This window comes from Candidatus Roseilinea sp. NK_OTU-006, from assembly GCF_012931985.1.
Taxonomy (GTDB): domain Bacteria; phylum Chloroflexota; class Anaerolineae; order J036; family Brachytrichaceae; genus JAAFGM01.
The window spans coordinates 104255-125513 of the sequence record NZ_JAAFGM010000003.1; the positions used below are offsets into that span (position 1 = coordinate 104255).

Sequence of the window (21259 nt, forward strand, 5' to 3'; positions counted from 1 at the left end):
AAGGACGGGCGATGCGGAGTGGACCATCTACACCATGCCGCGCTGCTTAATGGCCTCGTAGATCACCAGCGCTGCGCTCGTGGCCACGTTCAGCGAGTTGATCCGACCAAACATGGGAATGCGCACGGCGGCGTCGGCCTGGTCGAGCCAGAATTGGGACAGCCCGTATTTCTCTTCGCCGACGGCAATCGCGCAGGGCGGGGCAAAGTTGAACTGCGTGTAGCTCGCCGGCAATTGTCCACGTAATGGATTGGGGGTAGTGGCGACAATGCGTATGCCACGCTCGCGCAGCCAGGCGATGGCCTCGGCACTCGTGCATTGCGCGACCGGCACGCTGAATAGCGCGCCTTGTGATGCGCGCACGACGTTCGGGTTAGTCAGGTCGGCCTTGGGATCGCAGAACAAAAAGGCGTCTACGCCGGCGGCGTCACACGTGCGCAGCATGGCGCCCAGATTGCCCGGCTTCTCCACTGCTTCTACGACAAGGTAGAGCGGCGTTCGGCTGCGCGCCGGGGTCAGCCGGCTCAGCGAGAAGTCCGGCCGTTTCACGATGCCCAGCCAACCATCCGGCCCATCGCGATAGGCCATCTTCTCGAAGACCGGTCGCGTGGTCTCGATCAACTCAGCGCCGGTATCGCGCACGCGCCACTGTAGGTTGTCGTGCGCGTTGGGGCTGTGCGCCGGCTTGAACAGCTCAGGGCAGATGAAGACCGTCTGCGGGCGCACGCCGCAATCCAGGGCGAGCGATAGGGGATCGAAGCCCTCGACCAGCATCAAGCCATCTTCGTCGCGCCGACGCTTGTCGCGCAGCGCCACGACATGCTTGACGCGCGGGTTGGTCAGACTGGTGATGCGCATCGGCGATCGTGTCGGCAATATCCTACTGCAACAGGCCGGGTTCGGGCGCTAGGTCGTTGGGCCAATCCGGCCATCACTCGCCAAGCGCAGCGCTGTAATGTTCGGCGCGGGGTATCGTGGACATAGTAGAGTTGAGGCAGTCTTGCGGGTCGGCATTGGCGCTGGTGCGACGAACGCCTGCGGCTGCTTGCGGGCTGGCACCCGTGGCCGGCATGTGTGGGTAAGCCGCACGCGCGGCGGCTGACGGGCGTCTAGGTGCCCATGCCGCCCGGCGCAGCGCTGCACCAGCGCGAGCCACCCGACGGGCGCCAATGCATCAGCGATGCGCGGTTTCTTGCATCAACGTTCGCTTGCGCCTGAGCTGTTGGACGAGCGCGCCTATCGTGATCTGGAAGAGTTGCGCGGCAACCTGCGCGACATGGCGCGCTACGATCGCTGCCTGGGCGTTTTTGCGCGGGCGACTCGATTGGTCACGGCTGCGCTGCCGCCAACCGCGACCGGCTACATCGGCCTGGATGTCGGCTGTGGATCGTGTGACTTTATCGCCTATGCCCGGCAAGCCACGCCGGCCGTGCGCTGGGTGGGGGTGGATGTATCGCCCGATGTGCTGCGCCTCGCGCGCCAGATGCATCCCGAAGTGTTTGCGATTTGCGCTTGGGGCATGCGACTGCCGCTCGCCGATGCGAGCGTAGACGTCGTGACGTGCATCCATGTGCTGCACCACCTCAACCCGCCGGAAACCATCGCGCTGCTGCGCGAACTCCGTCGCGTCGCTCGGCTGCGGGTGGTGTGCCTGGACTTGAGCCGAAACGTGAGCGCGCTCGTCGGTGCTTGGCTGCTGACGCGGCTGACCAGCCGCAACCGACTGACGCGCGCCGATGGCGTGCAATCAGTCCGCCGCGCCTACACGGCGGCCGAAGCCGCCGATCTTGCCCGGCAGGCCGGCTGGGCGCACTTCCACACGCGCCTCCACGGGCCGTTCCATTATTCCTTGACGCTGATGCAATCACTTGCATAGCGCCATCAACGCGCGCGCGATAGCCAGCGCTGCCTGGGGGCGCGCCAGCGCCTTGGAAGCGCGTCGCACTCGCGCGAGGTCATCGGGGTGGTTTAGCCACTGCTTGAGTTGCGCTATCACCGATGCCGGCGTGGGGCACCATACCGCCGCGCCGTGGCTTACGGCATAGTCGCGCGGGCCTTCCTCCTGGCCGGGCAGCGCATCGAAGATAATGATCGGCAACCCGGCAGCGAAGCCCTCGGCCAGCGTAGTCGAGCCGGCTTTGGTGATCAGCACGTCCGATGCCCCCATCCACTCCGGCACATCATCCACGAAGCCCAACACTTGCGTCGTGGGTCCAGCGATGTCCCTGCTCAGCGCTTGGTACAGCGCCTGATTGCGCCCACAGATGACGACCAGTTGCACGGGCAAGCCGGCATGGGCAATCGCCCGCGCCGTCTTGTTCAGCAACCCCGCGCCTTCGCCGCCGCCCAAGAGCAGCACCACTGGGCGACCCTCGCACAGGCCGCGCTCGGCGCGCGAGCCGGCCCCCCGCTTTACGCGCGCTTCAAGCGAAGGGATGACCGGCTGGCCGGTGATGATCACCCGCTGAGGCGATACGCCGCGCGTGATCAGCTCGTCGCGCGCCTCTTCGGTGGGTACCGTGACGACATCGGCGAACGGCGTGACGTGAAAGCTGTGGATGTGACTGAGGTCGGTCACCACGTGAGCGTAGCGCGCGCGAGGCGCCCACAAGCGCATTGCCGGCGGGACGAACGGATTAAAGTGCGGCTGGCACGACACATAAACGTCGGCTGGGTGCTCGCGAAACAACGCACGCAGGCGCGCGCTGTCCAGCTTGCTCAGCAAAGCGCCGACCTTTTGCATCCGCTGCACGTCATCGAGCACGACGTAGTTCAAATAGTGCAACCATCGCGCATGGCTAATCGCAACGCGGTAGGTGGCTTCGCTGTGGTTGAACGGGCGGGGGAGATAGCCAATGGCGTTGATCATCTCCACGCGGTGTAGCTTGCCGTTGAGTGTCGCGAAGGCCTGCTGAATGCTGTCGGCCGCGGTGCGATGTCCGCCTCCTGTGTCGGAGTAGAGAAGCGCGAAGGTGGCCATTGCTGTCCCATTCTAAATCGCCTCATGCAAGGGAGCGTGTATCCCGGTGGGTTTCCTGAGGGGCGAGACTTGGGAGGGCGCAGACGTCGCCTGGGCTTATCCCCCGCGCTGTTGCGCGTCTCCCCTGCCAGAAATGCGCGCTCGTTCCACAGAGTATGATAGGCACATCACGCCATTTGCACAGAGGGTTTCGCCAACATGCGCAACAAGATCACCATCATCGGCGCCGGTTTCGTCGGCGCCACGACTGCTCACTGGCTGGCCGAGCGCGAACTGGGAGACATCGTCCTGCTCGATATCCCTGCCACCGAAACCATGCCCAAGGGCAAGGCGCTCGATTTGGAAGAAGCCGGCCCGGTCGTCGGTTACGACACCAAGATCACCGGCACGACGGATTACGCCGACACCAAGGACAGCGACATCGTGGTCGTCACCGCCGGCGTAGCCCGCAAGCCCGGCATGACCCGCGAAGACCTGGTCGGCACCAATCAGAAGATCATCACCGAGGTCGCCAACAACATCGCCGCGACATCGCCCAACGCCATCGTCATCGTCGTCACCAACCCGCTCGACACCATGGCGTATTTGGCCTACACGATCCTCAGCCGGCACGGCTTCACCAAGAATCGCGTGATGGGCCAGGCCGGTGTGCTGGATAGCGCGCGCATGCGCACGTTCATCGCACAAGAGTTGGGCGTGAGCGTGCAGAACACGCATGCGTTTGTGCTGGGCGGCCATGGCGACGAGATGGTGCCCCTGGTGCGCTACTCGACGGTGGCGGGCATCCCGATCACCGAACTGCTGCCGCCGGAACGCGTCGAGGCGATTGTGCAGCGTACACGACAGGGCGGCGCGGAGATCGTCAACCTGCTCAAAACCGGCAGCGCCTACTACGCGCCAGGCGCGGCGGTCGCCGAAATGGTCGAGGCGATCCTGAAGGATCGCAAGCTCATCTTGCCCTGCGCGGCATACCTGCAAGGCGAATACGGCCTGACCGACATGTACTTCGGCGTGCCGGTCAAGCTCGGTCGCAGCGGCATCGAAGAAATCATCCAGATCAAGCTGCTGCCTCACGAACAGGAGATGCTCAACAAGAGCGCCGCGTTGGTGCGCAGCACGATGAGCGCGTTAAAGTTGTAAGCTGTGAGCGACATCACGTTTTCAAACTTAGAACGCCTGTGAGGAGCCTGCGCGCGTGTCTGCTCGACGAGCCGTTGCCACGGTTGATGGCGATAGCGGACTTATGGGACGTGCCGGTCGAGGCGACCTCGGCGCATGACATGGCCGGGACGCTGGCGCTCTACATGCTTCAGCGCGAACGGTTGACAGCAGCCCGCGCATCACTGCCGCCGGATGCGCGCAGCGCGCTCGATGCCTTGGTGGCTGCGCGGGGGCGGATGCCCGCAGCAGCGTTTGAGCGGCGCTTTGGCGGCATCCGGCCAATGGGCCCCGGCCGGCTCGAGCGCGAACGCCCATGGCAATCGCCGGCTAACGCCACGGAGCAGCTATGGTATCGCGGCTTCATCTTTCGCGCCTTCGACCGGCTGAGCGGCGCACCCACCGAAGTCGTCTTCGTGCCGGGCGATATGCTTGCGCTGCTGGGCGCCGAGCCGCATGCGCCTCAGGAGGAATTCGCCGTTTCGCCGGCTCGGCCATCCGACCTGCGCCCGTCGAAGTGCCTCGATGATGTCGTCACGCTCCTGTGTTTCATCCGCAATCACGAGGTGCGAACGAAGGCCGGCGGCGGGTGGGATGCGGCGTCGCGGCAGACGGTGGCGCCCATGTTGCGTGACCCGGACGGCGCGATCGGAAACGATCCCAACGGCCGCTTCGCCTTTCTCACACACCTGCTTGCGCGTCTGGGTTGGACGCGGACAGAGCAGGGCCGGCTGCGGTTGGCCCCACAGCCGGTCGCCCGATGGTTGCAAAGCGCGCCGGAAGCCCAACGCAACGCTTTGTTCAACGCCTGGTTGAACGATCCTGAATGGAACGACCTCGCGCACGTGGACGGCTTGGCCCTGGAGATGACGCACACCTGGTCGAGCGATCCTGTGCGCACACGCCAGGGGATCGTCCGCCTGTGGGAAAGGTGGCGATCGGCGGGGGAGGACGCGACTCGCCCAATCTCCACGCCCCCCTCTCGGTTTCCCGATCCATCCCTCATCTCTGCCTTCGTCACATACGTACACGAGCATGACCCCGATTTTGCCCGGCCGGATGGGCGCTACGACACGTGGCACGTGCGCGACGCACGCACCGGTCAATTCCTGCACGGCTTCGAACACTGGGAGCGTGTGGAAGGGGCCTTGATCCGCTACATCATCGAAAAGCCGCTGCGTTGGTTGAGCGACTTAGACGACGCCGGCGCCGACCCGCCGACGCCGCCCTTCCAGGTGACCGCCGATGGCCGGATCATCATTGCGCGCCATCTGAGATATGAGCGTTTTCAGGTTGCGCGCGTAGCGGACTGGATCGAGACGCGCGCGGATGCCTACGCCTATCGGCTCTCTCCACGCTCACTGGAGCGCGCGCGCGCGCAGGGCATCCGCGCCGGTCGCGTGATCGAGTTCTTGGAGCAAACCGGCGGTCAGGCCCTGCCGGCCGGGCTGAAGCGAGCGTTACTCCGCTGGGAAGAGCGCGGGGCTGAGCTGAGCTTGGAGACGACGGTGATCTTGCGCGCACAGGACGGCGCGACGATGGACGCGCTGTTGCGTCTGCCCCAGATGCGTCGCCTGGGGGTCGAGCGCTTAGCGCCGAATTGCGTTGCTATTCGCCCGCGCGATGTTGACGCCGCGCGCACCGTGATCATCGAAAGCGGGCTGTTGGTAGACGCGGCACAGGCATCCAGCCGCTAAGATGCAGCGCGCTGCTCAGAAGCTTCGCTCCCTACCAGACGACAAGAGGCGTCCTGGTTATAATGTCGCGCAGTTTTAATGCTGCATTAGCCGCCCCGCCCGAGTGACAGCCCGCAGGCCGGTCACGGCGCTGCGCTCGTCGCATTGGCGAGGCGGTTTTTTGACGACGGCGCTCTTCGTCTCTCGCTAGCGGGGAGCAAGGCCGCACATCTTCTCACAGCTTCTATGGAAGACAAGCTGGCAGGCATCGAACGGAGATACGAGGAACTCGCGCAACGGATGGCCGATCCGGAGCTGACCAACGACTATGCGCGCTACGCAGAAGTTGCGCGTCAGCACAGCGAGTTAGAGCCGATCGTGCAGAAGTACCGCGAGTGGCAGCGCGTCCGACAAGAGCTGGCCGATAACGCGCTATTAGCCGAGGGCAAGGACGAGCTGGCTGAGCTGGCGCGCCTGGAGCTGGAGCCGCTGCGCGAGCGCGCCGCTGCGCTGGAGCAGGAACTCAAGCTTCTGCTTGCGCCCAAGGATCCCCGGGATGAGCGCAGCGTGATCATGGAGATCCGCGCCGGCGCCGGCGGCGAGGAGGCGGCGTTGTTCGCTGCCGACCTCTTTCGCATGTACAGCCGTTACGCCGAGAACCATCGTTGGAAGGTCGAGCTGATTGATGCCAACGAAACCGGCATCGGTGGCTTCAGAGAGATCATCTTTGCCGTCAAGGGCAAAGGGGCGTACTCCCGGCTGAAGTTCGAGAGCGGCGTGCATCGGGTGCAGCGCGTGCCGGCTACCGAGGCCAGCGGCCGCATCCATACCAGCACGGTCACCGTGGCGGTGCTGCCGGAGGTGGATGAGGTCGAGGTCAACATCCCGCCAAGCGATATCGAGATCGAGACCTTCCGCTCGCGCGGCGCGGGCGGCCAAAACGTGCAGAAGAACGAGAGCGCCGTGCGCATCACCCACAAGCCGACCGGCATTGTTGTGGCCGTGCAGGATGAGCGCAGCCAAACCCAAAACCGGCTGCGCGCCATGGCCATTTTGCGTGCGCGGCTCTATGAGATCGAACAGAGCAAGCTGGCCAGTGCGCTAGCGCAGCAGAAGCGCGAACAGATCGGCACCGGCGAGCGCAGTGAGAAGATCCGCACCTACAACTACCCGCAGAATCGTGTGACCGACCACCGCATCGGCCTGGACGTGTATCGCTTGCCGGAGGTGCTGGAAGGCGACCTCGACGTGTTCATTGACGAACTGATCGTCCGCGAGCAGGCCGAGCGATTGCAGGCGGCGGGGATGTGATCAATCGGGAGCGCCGGTTGGAGATCGGACTTGGACGAAGATATTCGCACCGCCCTGCGCGCGGCGATTGCGCAGCTCGACGCCGCGCGCGTAGACGCGCCGACCACGACGGCGCGCCTGTTGCTGGCGCACGTGCTCGACAAACCCAAAGCGTGGCTCGTCGCGCATGGCGATGCGCAGCTCGACGCTGCAGCGCGGGAGCGCTTTGGGGCGCTGTTGCGGCGCGTGGTCGCGCGCGAGCCGCTCGCCTACGTCCTCGGCTCTCGCGAGTTCTACGGCCTCGACCTGAGCGTGGATCGGCGGGTGCTGATCCCACGGCCGGAGACGGAGAGGCTCGTCGAGCTGGCGCTCGACGAACTCCAGGTCATCCATCTCAGCCCCCACCGCCGCCCCGCTCGATTTTCGGTCTTGGATGTGGGCACCGGCAGCGGCGCGATTCCCATTGCGATCGCCAAGCATGTGCCGGATGTGTGCATCCTGGCGACCGACATCAGCGCTGACGCGCTGGCCGTAGCGCGCTTGAACGCCAGGCGACACGGCGTCGCCGATCGCATCACCCTGTTACAGGCTGACCTGCTGGACGGCCTGGTCGCACTGCCCCCCATCATCACGGCCAACTTGCCCTATGTCACGCGCGAGGAAATCGAAGGATTGCCGCCGGAGATCCAAGCGCACGAGCCACGCATCGCGCTCGACGGCGGCGATGACGGCCTGGCGCTGGTGCGACGGCTGCTGGCGCAGATTGCCGCGCGCATGACGAGGGGCGATGGCACCGCGCAGCCGCGCGCCGCCTTTCTGGAAATCGGTGCGTCTCAGGGGCCGGCCGCCCTGGCGGCTGCGCGAACCCTACTGCCGCAGGCGCAGGCGGAGATTAAAAAAGACCTGGCCGGCTTAGACCGCGTGTTGGCCCTTCGCCTTGCATGAGTGACGCTTTGCGATCAACAGTGATGGGCCACCTGCCGTCCGTGACCCAATATCGAGCATGAGCCACCCCACAGCGCCCTTCGCCCTGATCGCCCTCGATCTCGATGGCACCACCGTCCGCCAGGACATGACCGTATCGCCGCGCGTGCTGCGCGCAGCGCAGATGGCCATGCAGCGCGGCGCACGGGTGACTATCGCCACCGGCCGCAACGTGCCCAGCACGCGACCATTTGCGGCGCTTTTCGGCGCCAATGCGCCGGTCATCTGCCAGCAAGGTGGGGTGATCTACGACTACCGCAGCGAAACTGCGCTCCTGCGCATCACCCTGCCGTATGCGCTGACGTGCGAGCTGATCGCGCTCGAAGCTCAGCACCCCGAATGGCGCGTCGTGATGTATCAGGACGAGCGCATTTTCGTCAGCGACGGCGAATTCTTCCGACACATCCACAGCCTGATCGGCTTTGAGCCTGCCGTCGTGCGTGACCTGTGCGCTGTGCTCGACGGACGCGATGCCGACAAAGTACTGTTCACAATCGAGCCTGATGACGCGCCGCGCGCGCTGGCGCATCTGCGCGCATTGGTCGGCGACCGCGCGACCGTGGTGCAGTCTCATGCCCACTTTGTGGAAGTGAACCCGCTCGGCGCTGACAAAGGCAGCGCGCTGCGCTGGTTGGCCAACCGGCTGAGCGTGCCGCGCGAGCGCGTCATGGCGATCGGCGATCAAGGCAACGACGCCACGATGGTCGCCTGGGCCGGCTTCGGTGTGGCGATGGGCAACGGCAACGACGTGACCAAAGCGGTCGCCGACTGGATCGCCCCCGGCATCGAGGAGGATGGCGCAGCGGTCGCGATCGAGAAATTCGTGCTCGGGAGCGAAGGATGAATCATCCGGGATTCACGCCTGGTCGCTAACGCCCCGACCGATGTTCTTTGCGCGCGATTCCTCGGCCGGGCGCGCCTGGTAGTCGGGCGCCTTCTGTAACAGCGGTCGCCGGCGGCGGTGAGAAGGCAGCGCGCATGCCCGGCAGGTGCGCTGCGCCGCCGGCTCCGGCGATGATTACCTGCAAGCCGCGCGTGCGTGCGGTTTTGCCATAGGCTGCTATGTCGTTCGGCGCGCGATGCGCCGAGACGATGCGCATCTCATCAGGCACGCCGAACTGCTCGCACCCTTCAGCGGCGGTTCGCATCGTCGGCAGATCGCTGTCGCTGCCCATCACGATGCCACCCAGAGGAGGATGCGGGAGAGGGAAAGTCCTGTCGCGCGTCCATCATGGGTCTTGGGCGTTGCAGGTTAAGTGCCGCTGCGCACACTCACCATTTGCGTTGCTGGCTCAACTCCTCGCGCAGCCGCAAATAGGAATCGTAGCGCGCCTGGCTGATCTCGCCGCGCCTGAGCGCACGGATCACGGCGCAGCCCGGTTCGTGCGTGTGCGTGCAATCCGAGAATTCACACTGGCTGACCAGCGGCGCAATCTCGCGGTAGTAGCCGTCTAATTCTTCGGCCTGCACGTCCCAGACGGCGTAGGCGCGGATGCCCGGCGTGTCGGCGATCCAGCTACATTCGTCGAGCTGCACCAGCTCCGGCACCACCGTCGTGTGCCGGCCCTTCTTCAACGCTTCGCTGATGCGCCCAACCTCTTTGCCCAGGCCGGGCTTGAGCGCGTTCAGCAAGCTGCTCTTACCCACGCCGCTCTTGCCGGTGAGCACGCTGAGCTTGCCATGCAGTCGCTCGCGCAGTCGCGCGATGCCCGCATACGCTGGATGATCGGCATGTGTAGACGTGTAGATCACCTCGTAGCCCAACTGCTCGTAGGTCGCGAACATCGCGCGCGCCGCGTCTAAGCCCACCAGGTCCACTTTGCTGGCGACAATCACTGTCGATAACTGCTGCGCCTCCGCCCCGACCAGATAGCGGTCGAGCATGCGCGGATGGAACTCCGGCTCGGCGCACGCGAAGACGAAAACCGCCATGTCCACATTCGCGACGATCACCTGGCGGATCTGCTGGCCCGGTTTGCCGCGCGCTGTGAACACCGGATCAAGCCGCGACAATGTGCGTCCACGTGGCGCGACGGCAATAATGCGCCCGTTCACCAGCCCCTCGCTCTTCACCGGCTCCACCGTCACCCGGTCGCCGACGGCCAACGCGTCCTCTTCGTGCTTGCTTTGGGTCAGCCGACCGGCAGCTTTGCAGACGAACCGGCGGCCGTCGTCGCAGTGCACGGTGAAGAAGCCGCTCTGCGCTTTGATCACCCGTCCGTGCTGAGCTATCGGTTTGCTTTCGTCACTCATTTGCTCTTCGATCGCGCGGCGTGGGGGAGATCGCCAAACCGTAGTAAGCCTCGATGATTTGACGCACTAACGGCGCGGCATAGCTCGACCCCTCGCCGATGTTCTCCAACAGCGCAGTGACAATGATCTCTGGCGCGTCGGCAGGCGCGTAGGCCGTGAACCAGGCGAAGGGCTGCGCATCACCGCCGGCCTGCGCCGTGCCGCTCTTGCCGGCGACGATCAGCCGGCGCGCGCTTGCGCGTGACTGCGCCGGCATGCGGTGGCATGGGACGACGCGGCCCTCGGCGTCGAAGCAGTAGTCAAAGCCGGCGAAGCGATACGTCGTCGTCCCGAATCGCGCGTCGCGCGTCACGCCAATCATGCCGCGTTGAATCGCCTCGAGCGTGGCCGGGGGAAGCGGCAGACGGGCGACGGGGTCCGCGCTGGGCTTCGGGCGCGGCGAAGCAATGAGATACGGGCGCCGCATGAGGCCGCCGTTGGCAATGGCGGCGGTCATCTGCGCGACCTGCAGCGGTGTGACCAACATGAAGCCCTGGCCCACTGCCAAGTTGACAGTGTCGCCGCCCGTCCACGCTTCGCCGAGCGCCTGCCGCTTCCAGTCTGGGTCGGGCACCAACCCGGCCGCTTCGGGCAGCTCGATGCCCGTGCGCGCCCCGAAGCCGAACTTGCGGGCATACGCGCTCAACACATAGGCGCTCTTCTCCTGCAGCCGCTTGCCTACCTCGTAGAACACGACGTTGCATGACGCCGTGAGGCCGACCTGTAGGCTGATGCGCCCATGGCCGCTGCGCAGCCAGCACGTTTTGCGAAACGCGACGCCGTAGCCGTCCCAGAAGCCGGGGTCGCGGAACACCTCATCGGGCGTCGTGACGCCTTCGCCGATGCCGGCGGCCATCGTCACCATCTTGAAGGTCGAGCCGGGTGGATATTGTCCTTGCGTGGCGCGATTGAGCAGGGCGCCTTCCCGAATCGCTCGGTCGGTGATGTTGGTCTGCGAGAAGGTGGGCGAACTGGCCATCGCCAGCACAGCCGAGTCCTCGGCGCGCAGCACCACCACCGCGCCGCGACGTTCGCCCAGCAAGCGCTGCGCCGCAAGCTGCAAGGCAGGGCTAATGGTGAGCGTGACATCGCGGCCCTGGACGGCTGGCCGCTCCGCCAGGACGGTCAGATAGCCGCCGGAGAAGAGCTTCAACACCCCGCCCGGCGCGCCCCCGATGAGCGCATCGGCGGCGGCTTCGATGCCGGACAGCCCAATTTGTTCATCACCCTGGAAGCCGCGCGCGCGATACGCCGCCAGCGACTCCGGCGGGATAAATCCGACGAGGCCGACGACGTGCGGCGCGAGGTCCGGGTGGGGATAGTGTCGTTGAAAGCGCGAGCGCACGCTCATCGCCGGAAAGCGTTTGATCTGATCGTAGTATTCGTCTATCAACGCCTCGTCCACATCGGCGATGGGCGAGAACCAGTCTTTCGGTTGATTGGCGTATTTCGCTTTGATCTCCTCCGGCGCGCGTCGCGTGATTTGGCTGAGCAGGTCGAGCAGGCGCTGCTCTTCGTCGGGGCCGGCAATCGCGCCGCGCTGCACGCCGATCGTGAGGAACTCGCGCTGGGTGGCGAGCGGGGTGCCGTCGGCGGCATAGATCGCGCCCCGGGTGCTTTCTTCGCGCTCCATGCGCAGCGTGCCACTCGCGAGGCCGGGGATGATGACGTCCGGCGTCCACCTCGCGCGCCAATCGGCCGCCGAGGGGTCGAAGACTAACCCGAGCGTGCTGGTCACCTCAAACGCCCCAACCAAGCTGCTTTCCCAGCGCGTGACGAGCGTGGCGGCGGCGCGCTCATCCTGATACAGCAGCCCGCCGCGCAGTTGCGTTGCCGTGCGCGTAGCGAGGGCGATGGCGCGCGCGGCTTCATAGCGGCTGCGCAGCTCATCGGCGTCCGTCAACTCGGCGCGCGAAGACGCATCGAGCAAGGTGAACGCAGCGACGAAGTCTTGCCGGTTGATTGCGTCAACGAAGGCGTCGGCCACCGCGGCTGCAGAGAGCAGCTTTCGAGCGGGTGGGCGGGTCGGCGAAGCAGGCGATGTCGTAGGGAACGGGGGATCGAGCGTGGGCGTCGAATTCACGCACGAGGCCGCGACGACTGACGCAGCAGCCCAGGCGACCAAGGCTTGTCTCAGTTTCATGCGCGTTCGACCTGTGCTCACCACGCGATGCGAAACGTGACGATTGTAACTGCTTGGCCACCGCATCACGCTCAACTGCACATTGTGGGGCGAGCTGGCATACCCGCTCGGTGGGAAGGTCCTCTACGAGCGCGTGCAGTTGGCTGTGCTGCGGCGGGCAGGTCTGGCGACATGCCGGCGAGCAGGCTGGCAAATCGTCTATCGGCGGGCCGATCGTCGCATCCTGGGCCTCAGCGCCGACGCGCAGGGCATCGCCGGCCCTGTTCAGGAAGCAGGCAGCCTAACGGGTCACTGCATTCAATCGGCAAATCCACCAGAAGGATGTCAAAGTGCTTGGCTCGGGGTGCGCCAACTGCAAACGGCTTGAACAGGCCGTGCAGCGAGTCGCCGACGCGATCGGAATCGCGATAGAGGTCGAAAAGGTCACGAACTACGCAAAGATTGGGACGTGCTATAGACGCCTGGGGTGGTGGTCAACGGGAAACTCGTCGTCGCCGGCCGCATCCCATCCGATGAGGAGATCGCCCGGCTGCCGAAGCCCGCGCCAGGACTCCGCGCATGGCGTTCACGTAAGAGAGACGGCCATGAATCCCTCCACTTCTTCCCTTCGCCCGATGCATCGGGCGGGGCCCTTGCGCCTTTGCGTTCGTGGCGCTGTCGGCCATCGCCTGGGTCGCCGCCCATAGCGCGATCCTGCCGCTGGCAGAATAGTTGACCGTAGTCCGCGCTTTTGCGCGTCAATGGTGATACAGCGTCGGGAAGCGCCGACGCTGTATCACTTCAGGATGTAGTAGGTCCCTTTCTTCTCGCCTACCCGCATCAGCACGCCCTTGTCCACCAGATCGGCCAAGTCAATGCGCAGCGTCTCCGGCGTGACGTTCGGGCAGAGCACCTGAAAGTCGCGGTTGGTGATGCGGCCATGCTCGCGCACGTACTGCAAGGCGCGCGCCTGGCGTTCATTCACGGTCAGCCCGGGCGGCAGCGCGGCGCCGTCCGCCGCCGCGGTGGGCAGCAGGGTGATGTTGTGCGTCGCGCGTCGCTCGCGCACATTAGACAGGGTCACGGTAAAGCTGTAGGCCGTGGCGTTGAACTTGGGCGCAGGGTGGCCGGCGGCCACCATGTCTTCGATCATCCGATCGATGCCTAGGCCCAGTTCCTCAATGTAGCCCCATTGGAACAGGCCCTGTACCAGGCGCGGGTTGCGCGAGAAATGTTCCTCGATGATGTTGTCGAGCGTGATGTAGCCGGCTAATCCGCCTGGCGAGATGATCTCCAGCCGGTCGGCATATTTGCGCACCTCGATGCGCCGGCCGCGCAGGCGGTAGTCGCGATGGCATACCGCGTTCACCAGCGCCTCGCGCACGGCGAACTCCGGATATTCCAGCACCTCCTCGCGCTCCAGCCCTTTCACAATGGCGCCGACGCGCATCTCCTCCAGTATCACTTGCCAGGTGCGCTCGATCACCCGCGCCAGCGGGCCGTTGATCTCTTCGCGCCGCCCATAGCCCACACGCCCGCCTTCGCCGCGCGGCTCCACGCCAGGGAACTTGACGAAGACCACGCCGCTCTGCGGCAAAAAGGCCTGCGGGTTCTTGCCGAACAGCAGGATGCCGGCGACGGTGGGCTGACCACGGGCATCCAGCGCGCCGATGTCTTTCAGCAGCGACGCAGCATGTTGTGCATCGCGCTCGGCCAGCTCCATCTTGCGCCGGGTGCGCAGTTCGCGCTTGGCGATGTACTCCGCCACGATCTCATCGTCGAAATCGGCCAGCGTCGCGCCGGGGACGGTCTCGGCTTCGTAGTCGCCCGCCAACTTGCTCTGGGTGAGGTTGCGGATCTCATCGCCGGTGAGCGCGCGGTTTTCGCCGGCCACGCGCACGAACACCCGGCCGTCCTTCAGCGAGTGCAAATCCACGCTGCGCGGCACCCGCACGATCAATTGCGGATTGCCATCGCCGCCGGCGTTCTCCAGCGTTGCGCGCACCGGTGGCGAGGTCAGGCCGGCTGCTTCACGCAGGACTGCCTCGATGTCCTCCGGCGTCGTCGCTCCGGACGGACGGCCGCGCTCATCATAGCCGAGCACGATGGTGCCGCCGTCGCTGTTGGCGAAGGCCACCAACGTCTCTGCCAACGCCTGCGGATCGAGTTGCGGCAAAAAGGCCAACAGGTGAGAGGCCGCGCGTCGTTGAGTCATGCGCTTGTTGTGTGTGCTTCATTATCCTTCTGAACTCGCAGCCGGCGGCTTAATCCACGTGCGCCAGGCGGGCGACGCTGGCGACGGTGTCGCCCTCGCGCAGATTGATCAGCCGCGAACCGCGCGTAGCGCGGCCGGTCTTGGGGATGTCGCTGACGCGCTGGCGCAACACGACGCCGTTGGCGCTGATGATGGTGATTTGGTCTTCGGGCTGCACCACGCGCGCCGCCACCAATTCGCCGGTCACGTCCAGCGCGCTACTCATGGTGCGCATGCCGCTGCCGCCGCGGCCTTTGGCGCTGTATTCGTCGAGTGGGGTGCATTTGCCGTAGCCGCGCTCAGTCACGGTGAGCAGGTAGCCGCCCGGCTCGACGACCTCCATGCCGGCGATGTAGTCGCCTGGCTTCTTGAAGCGCATGGCACGCACGCCGCCGGCGGCGCGGCCCATGCGACGCACGAGCGTTTCGCTGAAGCGCAGCGCCTGCCCCTGAGCCGTGACCAGCATCAACTCGCCATCGCCGGGCGTCAGGCGCACGTAGCTCAGCTCATCGCCCTCGGTCAGCGACATACACAGCAGACCGCTGCTGCGGATGCTGGCGAACGCGCTGAGATCCACGCGCTTGATCTTGCCCATGCGCGTGCACATGGCGATCGTCGGCGACGCCTGGCCGTTGGACGAGGGCACAGCCATCGCCAATTCATCCTCTGCGCTGACGCCGGAGTTGCCGTTCTCCTCACCGCTATCCATTAACGGCGCACCTTCGCCGTTGCCGTTGGCTTCAATGTCGTCATCGTGGTCGCCCTGGCCGGCTTTCACCAAAGCCATGCTTTGCTTCGAGATGGGCAAGGCGGCCGTGACTTTCTCGCGTTCGCTCAGCGCGATCAGGTTGGCCAGATAGGCGCCCTTTGCAGCGCGGTCGGCTTCGGGAATTTGGTGCGCCTTGAGCGCATAGACCTTGCCGCGGTCGGTGAAGAACAACACCGTGTCGTGCGTGCGGGCGTTGAAGAGGAAGATCACCTCGTCTTCCTCTTGGGTGGCCATCCCGCTCACGCCGCGACCGCCGCGGTTTTGGGCGCGGTAGGCCTCGACCGGCGTCCGTTTGATATAGCCTTTCTCGGTGAGCGAGACAAGCACGCTCTTGTCGGGGATCAACTCTTCGTCATCGAAGTCCTCGCGGGCATCGAGCACGATGCGCGTGCGGCGGGCGTCGCCATACTTCTCGGCCAGCTTGAGTGAATCCTCCTTGATGAGCGCGAGGATCTTGACCGGATGGGCCAGCAAGTCCTCGAGGTAGGCGATGGTGCGCAGGCATTCCTGATACTCGTCTTCGATTTTCTGGCGCTCCAGGGCGGCCAACCGGCGCAGTTGCATGTCCAGGATCGCCTGCGCCTGCACCTCGGTGAGGTTGAGCTGGGTGATCAGTTGTGCTTTGGCGGTCTCTGCATCGGGCGCGTTGCGGATGATGCGGATGACTTCATCGAGGAAGTTCAACGCGATGCGCAGACCTTCCAAAATGTGAGCGCGCGCTTTAGTCTTCGCCAGGTCAAACTCACTGCGCCGGCGGATGACCTCGCGCCGGTGCTCGATGAAGATGACCAGTGCGCGTTTCAAGCTCAGCAGGCGCGGCTGCAGCCGGCCGCTTTCGTCGGCCACCAACGCCAGCGTTTGCACGCCGAAGGTGCTTTGCAGCGCAGTGTACTTGTAGAGTCGGTTCAGCACACGCGTCGGTTGCGCCCCGCGCCGCAGCTCGATGACGATGCGCATCCCCCGCCGGTCGCTCTCATCGCGGATGTCGCTGATCTCCTCGATGCGCCCATCGCGCACCAAGTCGGCGATGCGCTCGATGAACGCCGCCTTGTTCACTTGGTAAGGCAGCTCGGTGATGAGAATTTGGTGTCGGCCGCCGCGCATTTCCTCGATGGTGGCCACGCCGCGCATCACCAGCCGGCCGTGGCCAGTGGCGTAAGCAGCAGCGATGCCTTCGCGCCCGATGATCAAGCCGCCGGTAGGAAAGTCCGGCCCGGGCACGATCCGCATCAGGTCTTCCACCGACACGTCGTCCAGGCGCGCCCAGTTGTCCACCAGATAGCCGACGGCGTTGCACAGCTCGGTCAGGTTATGCGGCGGGATGTTGGTGGCCATGCCGACGGCGATGCCGGCCGCACCGTTCAGCAGCAGATTGGGCAACGCCGACGGCAGCACGCTGGGTTCTCGCAGCGTGCCGTCGAAGTTGTCCATCCAATCCACGGTGTCCTTGTCCAGATCGGCCAGCAGCTCTTCGGCGATGCGCGAGAGGCGCGCCTCGGTGTAGCGCATGGCCGCCGGCGGGTCGCCATCCACGCTGCCGAAGTTGCCCTGTCCGTCTATCAGCGTGTAGCGGATGGAGAAGTCCTGCGCCATGCGGGCCAGCGCCTCGTAGACGCTGCTATCGCCATGGGGGTGATATTTGCCAAGCACATCGCCGACCACGCGCGCGCTCTTGCGATAGGGCGCTGTCGCACGCGCGCCGGTGTCGTACATCACATAGAGGATGCGGCGTTGCACCGGCTTCAGGCCATCGCGCGCATCGGGCAGCGCGCGCGACACGATCACGCTCATCGCGTAATCGAGGTACGCGCTGCGCACCTCGCGATCAATGTCGGTCTCGCGAATCCGGCCGATGGACGCAGCCGACTCGATGATGCCGGCGTTGGCTTCGGATAGGGAGAGGGCGCCGTTGTTGTCTGCGCTGGTGTCGGTTTCGCTCACGTTCGCGTAGTCAGCTATTGGCCATCTCGGGTTCGGGGTCGAAGCAGCGCATCGGCGGCAAACTCACTTCGCGCGGTTTGCCAGCCTTCAATACGCATACGCAATTATACCCTTCGGCGAGTCCGGATTGGGGTGTCCGTCGCATCTGGCTTACACCCCGCTAAACGCCAGGTGGCCGCCGTCCACCGGAATGACGATGCCGGTGATGAAGCGCGCAGCGTCCGAAGCGAGGAAGACCGTCGCGCCACCCAACTCCTCCGGCTCGCCGAAGCGGCCCATGGGCGTGTGGGCGATGATGGCCTGGCCGCGCGCGGTGAGCTGACCGCTCTCCGGCTCAACCAGCAGCGAGCGGTTGATCTCGGTCAGAAAGAACCCCGGCGCGATGGCATTCACGCGGATGCCCGGCGAGTAGTGCTGCGCCATGTGCACCGCCAGCCACTGGGTGAAGTTCAACAGCGCCGCCTTGGAGGCCGAATACGCCACGTTGCGCGTCACCGGCCGGAACGACGACATCGAGGCGACGTTGATGATCACGCCGCCGCCACGGGCGACGAACTGACGCGCCACGAGCAGGGAGGGGATGACCGTCCCCATCCAGTTCACGTCCATCACCTCGCGCATCGCTTCCAACGACAACTCGAACAGCGAACGACCCGGCCCGGTCATCGCCTCGGGCAGAATCGTGCCTGCCGCGTTGACGAGGATGTGCACGTCGCCGATGCTTTCGAGTGCCTGGCGGAACGATTGCGCGTCGGTCACGTCGCCCTGAATCCAGCGTGTTTGGCCGCCGCGCGCTTGAATGCGTTGCGCAGCGCGCTCCAGCTTCTCGCGCGTGCGGCCCAGCAACACCACACGCGCGCCATGATCGGCGAGAGCTTGCGCCATGGCGCTGCCCAGCACGCCGCCGCCGCCCGTCACCAGGGCGGTCTTACCGGTCAGATCGAACCAACTTTGCATAAAGCTCCTCTTGTCGCGCCATGGCGGCGCGGTAAATCGCATGGTGCGCATCAACCGGCTGATGCGTCGCCAAGTTGCCGAGCGGATCGGCGGCTTGGCGCTGTATGTCTAAACCGGCCACCTGACAGCTCACCCAAACGGCGACGCCGCGACTCGTCGCCTCGGGTTCGGAAGCCATGTGCAGCGGCAGACCGGCGACATCGGCGATGATTTGGCGCCAGGTTGGCGAAGCCCGCAACGCGCCGCCGCTGCCGACCAGCGCCGCATCTGCGCTGGCCGCGCCCGACGCGCGCAGCGCATCGCCGATGTGCGCCAGACGATAGGCGATAGCTTCCATCAGCGCCCGCGCGATTTCAACCGAATCGCTATCCAAAGACAGGCCGTGCAAAGTTGCGCGGATGTCCTCGGCGTAGCCGGGGCTCCGCTCGCCGGCGAACGTCGGCAACACCGTCAACCCATGGGCGTCGGGCGGCAGGGCAGCCAGGCGGGCTTCAAGCTCGCTCGTGTCTGGGAGCCGGAGCGCGCGTTGCGCCCAGGCAAAGACGTTGCCGCCTTCCGTCGTCGCGCCGCCGATCAACTCATGAGCGTGATCCACGCGATAGGCCCACAGCGCCGGCGGCAGGTGATACGACTCGCTCGTCGCGCAGCGCCGCACCACGCGCATCGCCGCTGTTGAGCCGATCGTCACGGCGATCCGCGATGCGTCCACACACCCGCTGCCGATGTTAGCCGCTGCCCCATCGCCGAGCGGCGGATGACCGCGCGCCTCGGCAAACTTGGGCCAACGCGTTGCCCACTCCGGCCGCAACCCTTCCAGACGCTCGACGTCGCGCGCGATCGGCGGGAGTTGCTCACGCGCGATGCCCAGCGCGTCCAGCCAGGCTTCGTCCCAGTCTCCCGTGTGGCGATTCAATAGCCCGCTCCACGAAGCGACCGACACGCCGGCTTGCATATGGCCAAACAGGCGCAGGCGCGTATAGTCGCTGAGCGAGGCGAACCAGCGTGTGGCGCGAAAGACCTCCGGCTGCGTTCGTGCGATCCAAGCCAGCTTGGCGGGCAGGTAATGGGCGCGGATGCGGCAGCCGGTGCGCTGCAACATCGCCAGCTCGTCATGCTGCGCGCGCAGCCGGCGCGCATCCTCTGCGCAGCGCGTGTCGGCGTAGGTGTAGATCGGCGTGAGCGGCGCGCCGTGCGCATCGAGGCACACCAGCGAAGCGGCATAGGCGCTGATCCCAATGTCGGTGATCGGCGGCGTCGCTGACGAGGTTTGGGCGTGCAGCGCGTCGAGCACGGCGACGACGCGCTCGAACGCGGCGTGCGGGTCATCTTCGCACCGGCCGTCTTCGCCCACGACGAAATCCACCGGTGCGCGCACCCAGGCGTTGGGCACGGCCTGCGCTCGATCATCGTAGAGCGCCGCGCGCGTGGACGAGCTGCCGAGGTCGAGGACGAGAATCATGACTGGCTTGGCGGGCGCAGCGCACGCTCACGCCGGCCGCATGGCGAAGTCCATGCGCGGGGCCGGTGACTGCAATGCATGTCCGCCATCCACCGGCAGGGTGATCCCCGTCACTGCCGACGCTGCCGGCGAGACCAGATAGAGCAACGCCGCGGCCGAGTCCTCCGGGGTGAGCGCCCGGCCAATCGGCAATACGCGCCCCCAGTTCTCGGCATAGTTCGGGTCGTCGCGCAGGTTGCGCTGGTTGGTCGTCGCGCCGATACCGATGGCGTTCACGGTGATGCCGCTCGGGCTGAGTTCAGCCGCCAGCGCCTTGGCCAGGTAGTTGATGGCAGCCTTGGTGGCGCCGTAGGCAGCCAGGCCCGGCACGGCCGTGCTGCCGACGACCGACGAGCTGAAGACGATGCGCCCACCGTAGTCGTCGCGCGGCTGCCTGAGCATCTGCTGGGCGGCTGCCTGCGCGCCGAAGAAGCTGCCTTTGAAGTTTAAGTCGGCCACCATGTCGAACGAGGACTCGCTGTAGTCTATGAAGCGACCGAACTTGGTGATGCCGGCGTTTGCAACGAAGATGTCGAGCCGGCCGAACGCTTCGACGGCTGCGGCGACGAGGGCGAAGTTGTCGGCTCGCTGGCTGCAATCGGCGCGAAAGGTGATCGCGCGTCCGCCGACGGCACGGATGCGCTCGGCCGCGGCCTCCGCTCGATCGGGCTCGCCGAAATAGCTCACCACGACCGCTGCGCCCTCGCGCGCCAGCGCCAGCGCCATCGCTGCGCCGATCTCTCGGCTGGCGCCGGTGACGATGGCTACCCGATCCTTCAACATCATAGGTCATTCGCCTCGCAGAGGATTCTATTCACAGGCGCGCGATGCGCGAGTATACTTCCGCCAGCCCTGCGTGCGACACCGGATGCCTATGATAAAGATCAGCCGGGAGCGATTCGAGCGACTCGTCTGGGAGGCAGTGGATGAGCTGCCGGAAGCAATTCGCAACCGCATCTCCAACCTCGCAATCGAGGTGAAAGCCTATCCCTCCAAGGATGACCTGGAATACGCCGGCGTCGAAGACCCACTCGATCTTTATGGGCTGTATCGGGGTATCCCGCTGACCGAACGCACGACGCACTACGACCTGGTGACGCCTGACTTGATCACCATCTACCAGCGGGCGCACGAAATGGATTGTGACTCGCTGGAAGCGCTGCGCGAAGAAGTGCGGCGCACCGTGCGCCATGAAATCGCGCACCACTTCGGCATCAGCGACGAACGGCTGGACGAGTTGAGCGTGCCCTGAACGGTCGGCGTCGGCGGGCGACCACGCCAATGGCCGATGGGCTTAATCGTCAACGCCATCTTCATCGCGTCGCACGCTCAGGCTGT

At 65.5% G+C, this 21259-nt stretch carries 18 protein-coding genes; 8 read left to right on the plus strand and 10 right to left on the minus strand.

The window, feature by feature from the left end; genetic code table 11:
• Positions 1 to 27: 27 nt before the first annotated feature.
• Positions 28 to 858, minus strand: coding sequence for a TrmH family RNA methyltransferase (locus GXH28_RS03110; RefSeq protein WP_169237550.1), 831 nt, complete (start codon positions 856 to 858; stop codon positions 28 to 30).
• Between the two features lie 322 nt (positions 859 to 1180).
• Here GXH28_RS03110 and GXH28_RS03115 point away from each other — a divergent pair, with 322 nt between their 5' ends.
• Positions 1181 to 1876: a methyltransferase domain-containing protein gene (locus tag GXH28_RS03115; protein ID WP_169237551.1), complete on the plus strand. Its 696-nt coding sequence runs from the start codon at positions 1181 to 1183 to the stop codon at positions 1874 to 1876.
• Here GXH28_RS03115 and GXH28_RS03120 read toward each other — a convergent pair.
• Positions 1865 to 2980: an MGDG synthase family glycosyltransferase gene (locus tag GXH28_RS03120; protein WP_169237552.1), complete on the minus strand. Its 1116-nt coding sequence runs from the start codon at positions 2978 to 2980 to the stop codon at positions 1865 to 1867. The two genes, GXH28_RS03115 and GXH28_RS03120, sit on opposite strands and share 12 nt — an antisense overlap.
• A gap of 198 nt (positions 2981 to 3178) precedes the next feature.
• Here GXH28_RS03120 and mdh point away from each other — a divergent pair, with 198 nt between their 5' ends.
• The 5 genes from mdh (at position 3179) to GXH28_RS03145 (ending at position 8932) form a co-directional block, all read left to right on the plus strand.
• Positions 3179 to 4120: a malate dehydrogenase gene (mdh, locus tag GXH28_RS03125; protein ID WP_169237553.1), complete on the plus strand. Its 942-nt coding sequence runs from the start codon at positions 3179 to 3181 to the stop codon at positions 4118 to 4120.
• Between the two features lie 38 nt (positions 4121 to 4158).
• On the plus strand, positions 4159 to 5835 hold the full coding sequence (locus GXH28_RS03130; RefSeq protein ID WP_169237554.1) for a helicase-associated domain-containing protein: 1677 nt from the start codon (positions 4159 to 4161) through the stop codon (positions 5833 to 5835).
• A gap of 225 nt (positions 5836 to 6060) precedes the next feature.
• Positions 6061 to 7125, plus strand: coding sequence for a peptide chain release factor 1 (prfA, locus tag GXH28_RS03135; RefSeq protein ID WP_169237555.1), 1065 nt, complete (start codon positions 6061 to 6063; stop codon positions 7123 to 7125).
• A gap of 30 nt (positions 7126 to 7155) precedes the next feature.
• Positions 7156 to 8049, plus strand: a complete 894-nt coding sequence (prmC, locus tag GXH28_RS03140) for a peptide chain release factor N(5)-glutamine methyltransferase (RefSeq protein ID WP_169237556.1) — start codon at positions 7156 to 7158, stop codon at positions 8047 to 8049.
• A 58-nt stretch (positions 8050 to 8107) separates the two neighbouring features.
• Positions 8108 to 8932, plus strand: coding sequence for a Cof-type HAD-IIB family hydrolase (locus GXH28_RS03145; RefSeq protein ID WP_169237557.1), 825 nt, complete (start codon positions 8108 to 8110; stop codon positions 8930 to 8932).
• Between the two features lie 25 nt (positions 8933 to 8957).
• On the opposite strand, the gene GXH28_RS03150 is transcribed toward GXH28_RS03145, so the two are convergent.
• From GXH28_RS03150 to GXH28_RS03160, 3 genes are all read right to left on the minus strand, one after another.
• The gene (locus GXH28_RS03150; RefSeq protein ID WP_169237558.1) at positions 8958 to 9263 is read right to left on the minus strand and encodes an AIR carboxylase family protein; all 306 of its coding nucleotides are present in this window, start codon (positions 9261 to 9263) and stop codon (positions 8958 to 8960) included.
• 97 nt (positions 9264 to 9360) lie between these two features.
• On the minus strand, positions 9361 to 10341 hold the full coding sequence (gene rsgA, locus GXH28_RS03155) for a ribosome small subunit-dependent GTPase A (RefSeq protein WP_169237559.1): 981 nt from the start codon (positions 10339 to 10341) through the stop codon (positions 9361 to 9363).
• On the minus strand, positions 10334 to 12523 hold the full coding sequence (locus GXH28_RS03160; protein ID WP_169237560.1) for a penicillin-binding transpeptidase domain-containing protein: 2190 nt from the start codon (positions 12521 to 12523) through the stop codon (positions 10334 to 10336). Before GXH28_RS03160 ends, rsgA begins: the two co-directional genes overlap by 8 nt.
• 374 nt (positions 12524 to 12897) lie before the next feature.
• Between GXH28_RS03160 and GXH28_RS16780 the strand changes: the two genes are divergently transcribed.
• Positions 12898 to 13209: a hypothetical protein gene (locus GXH28_RS16780; protein WP_320447904.1), complete on the plus strand. Its 312-nt coding sequence runs from the start codon at positions 12898 to 12900 to the stop codon at positions 13207 to 13209.
• Between the two features lie 89 nt (positions 13210 to 13298).
• Here GXH28_RS16780 and GXH28_RS03170 read toward each other — a convergent pair whose 3' ends face one another.
• The 5 genes from GXH28_RS03170 to GXH28_RS03190 form a co-directional block, all read right to left on the minus strand.
• The gene (locus tag GXH28_RS03170) at positions 13299 to 14717 is read right to left on the minus strand and encodes an ATP-binding protein (RefSeq protein WP_169237561.1); all 1419 of its coding nucleotides are present in this window, start codon (positions 14715 to 14717) and stop codon (positions 13299 to 13301) included.
• A 49-nt stretch (positions 14718 to 14766) separates the two neighbouring features.
• Complete coding sequence (gene gyrA / locus GXH28_RS03175; protein WP_320447901.1) at positions 14767 to 17466, minus strand: DNA gyrase subunit A; 2700 nt, start codon at positions 17464 to 17466, stop codon at positions 14767 to 14769.
• A gap of 150 nt (positions 17467 to 17616) precedes the next feature.
• On the minus strand, positions 17617 to 18423 hold the full coding sequence (locus tag GXH28_RS03180) for an SDR family oxidoreductase (protein WP_169237562.1): 807 nt from the start codon (positions 18421 to 18423) through the stop codon (positions 17617 to 17619).
• The gene (locus tag GXH28_RS03185; protein ID WP_169237563.1) at positions 18395 to 19882 is read right to left on the minus strand and encodes a gluconokinase; all 1488 of its coding nucleotides are present in this window, start codon (positions 19880 to 19882) and stop codon (positions 18395 to 18397) included. The genes GXH28_RS03180 and GXH28_RS03185 overlap by 29 nt, the downstream gene beginning before the upstream one ends.
• A 27-nt stretch (positions 19883 to 19909) precedes the next feature.
• A complete protein-coding gene (locus tag GXH28_RS03190) occupies positions 19910 to 20707 on the minus strand; it encodes an SDR family NAD(P)-dependent oxidoreductase (protein ID WP_169237564.1) in 798 nt (265 codons plus the stop codon).
• Positions 20708 to 20795: 88 nt separating this feature from the next.
• Here GXH28_RS03190 and GXH28_RS03195 point away from each other — a divergent pair, with 88 nt between their 5' ends.
• Positions 20796 to 21173, plus strand: coding sequence for a metallopeptidase family protein (locus GXH28_RS03195; protein WP_169237565.1), 378 nt, complete (start codon positions 20796 to 20798; stop codon positions 21171 to 21173).
• The last annotated feature ends 86 nt before the right edge of the window (positions 21174 to 21259 follow it).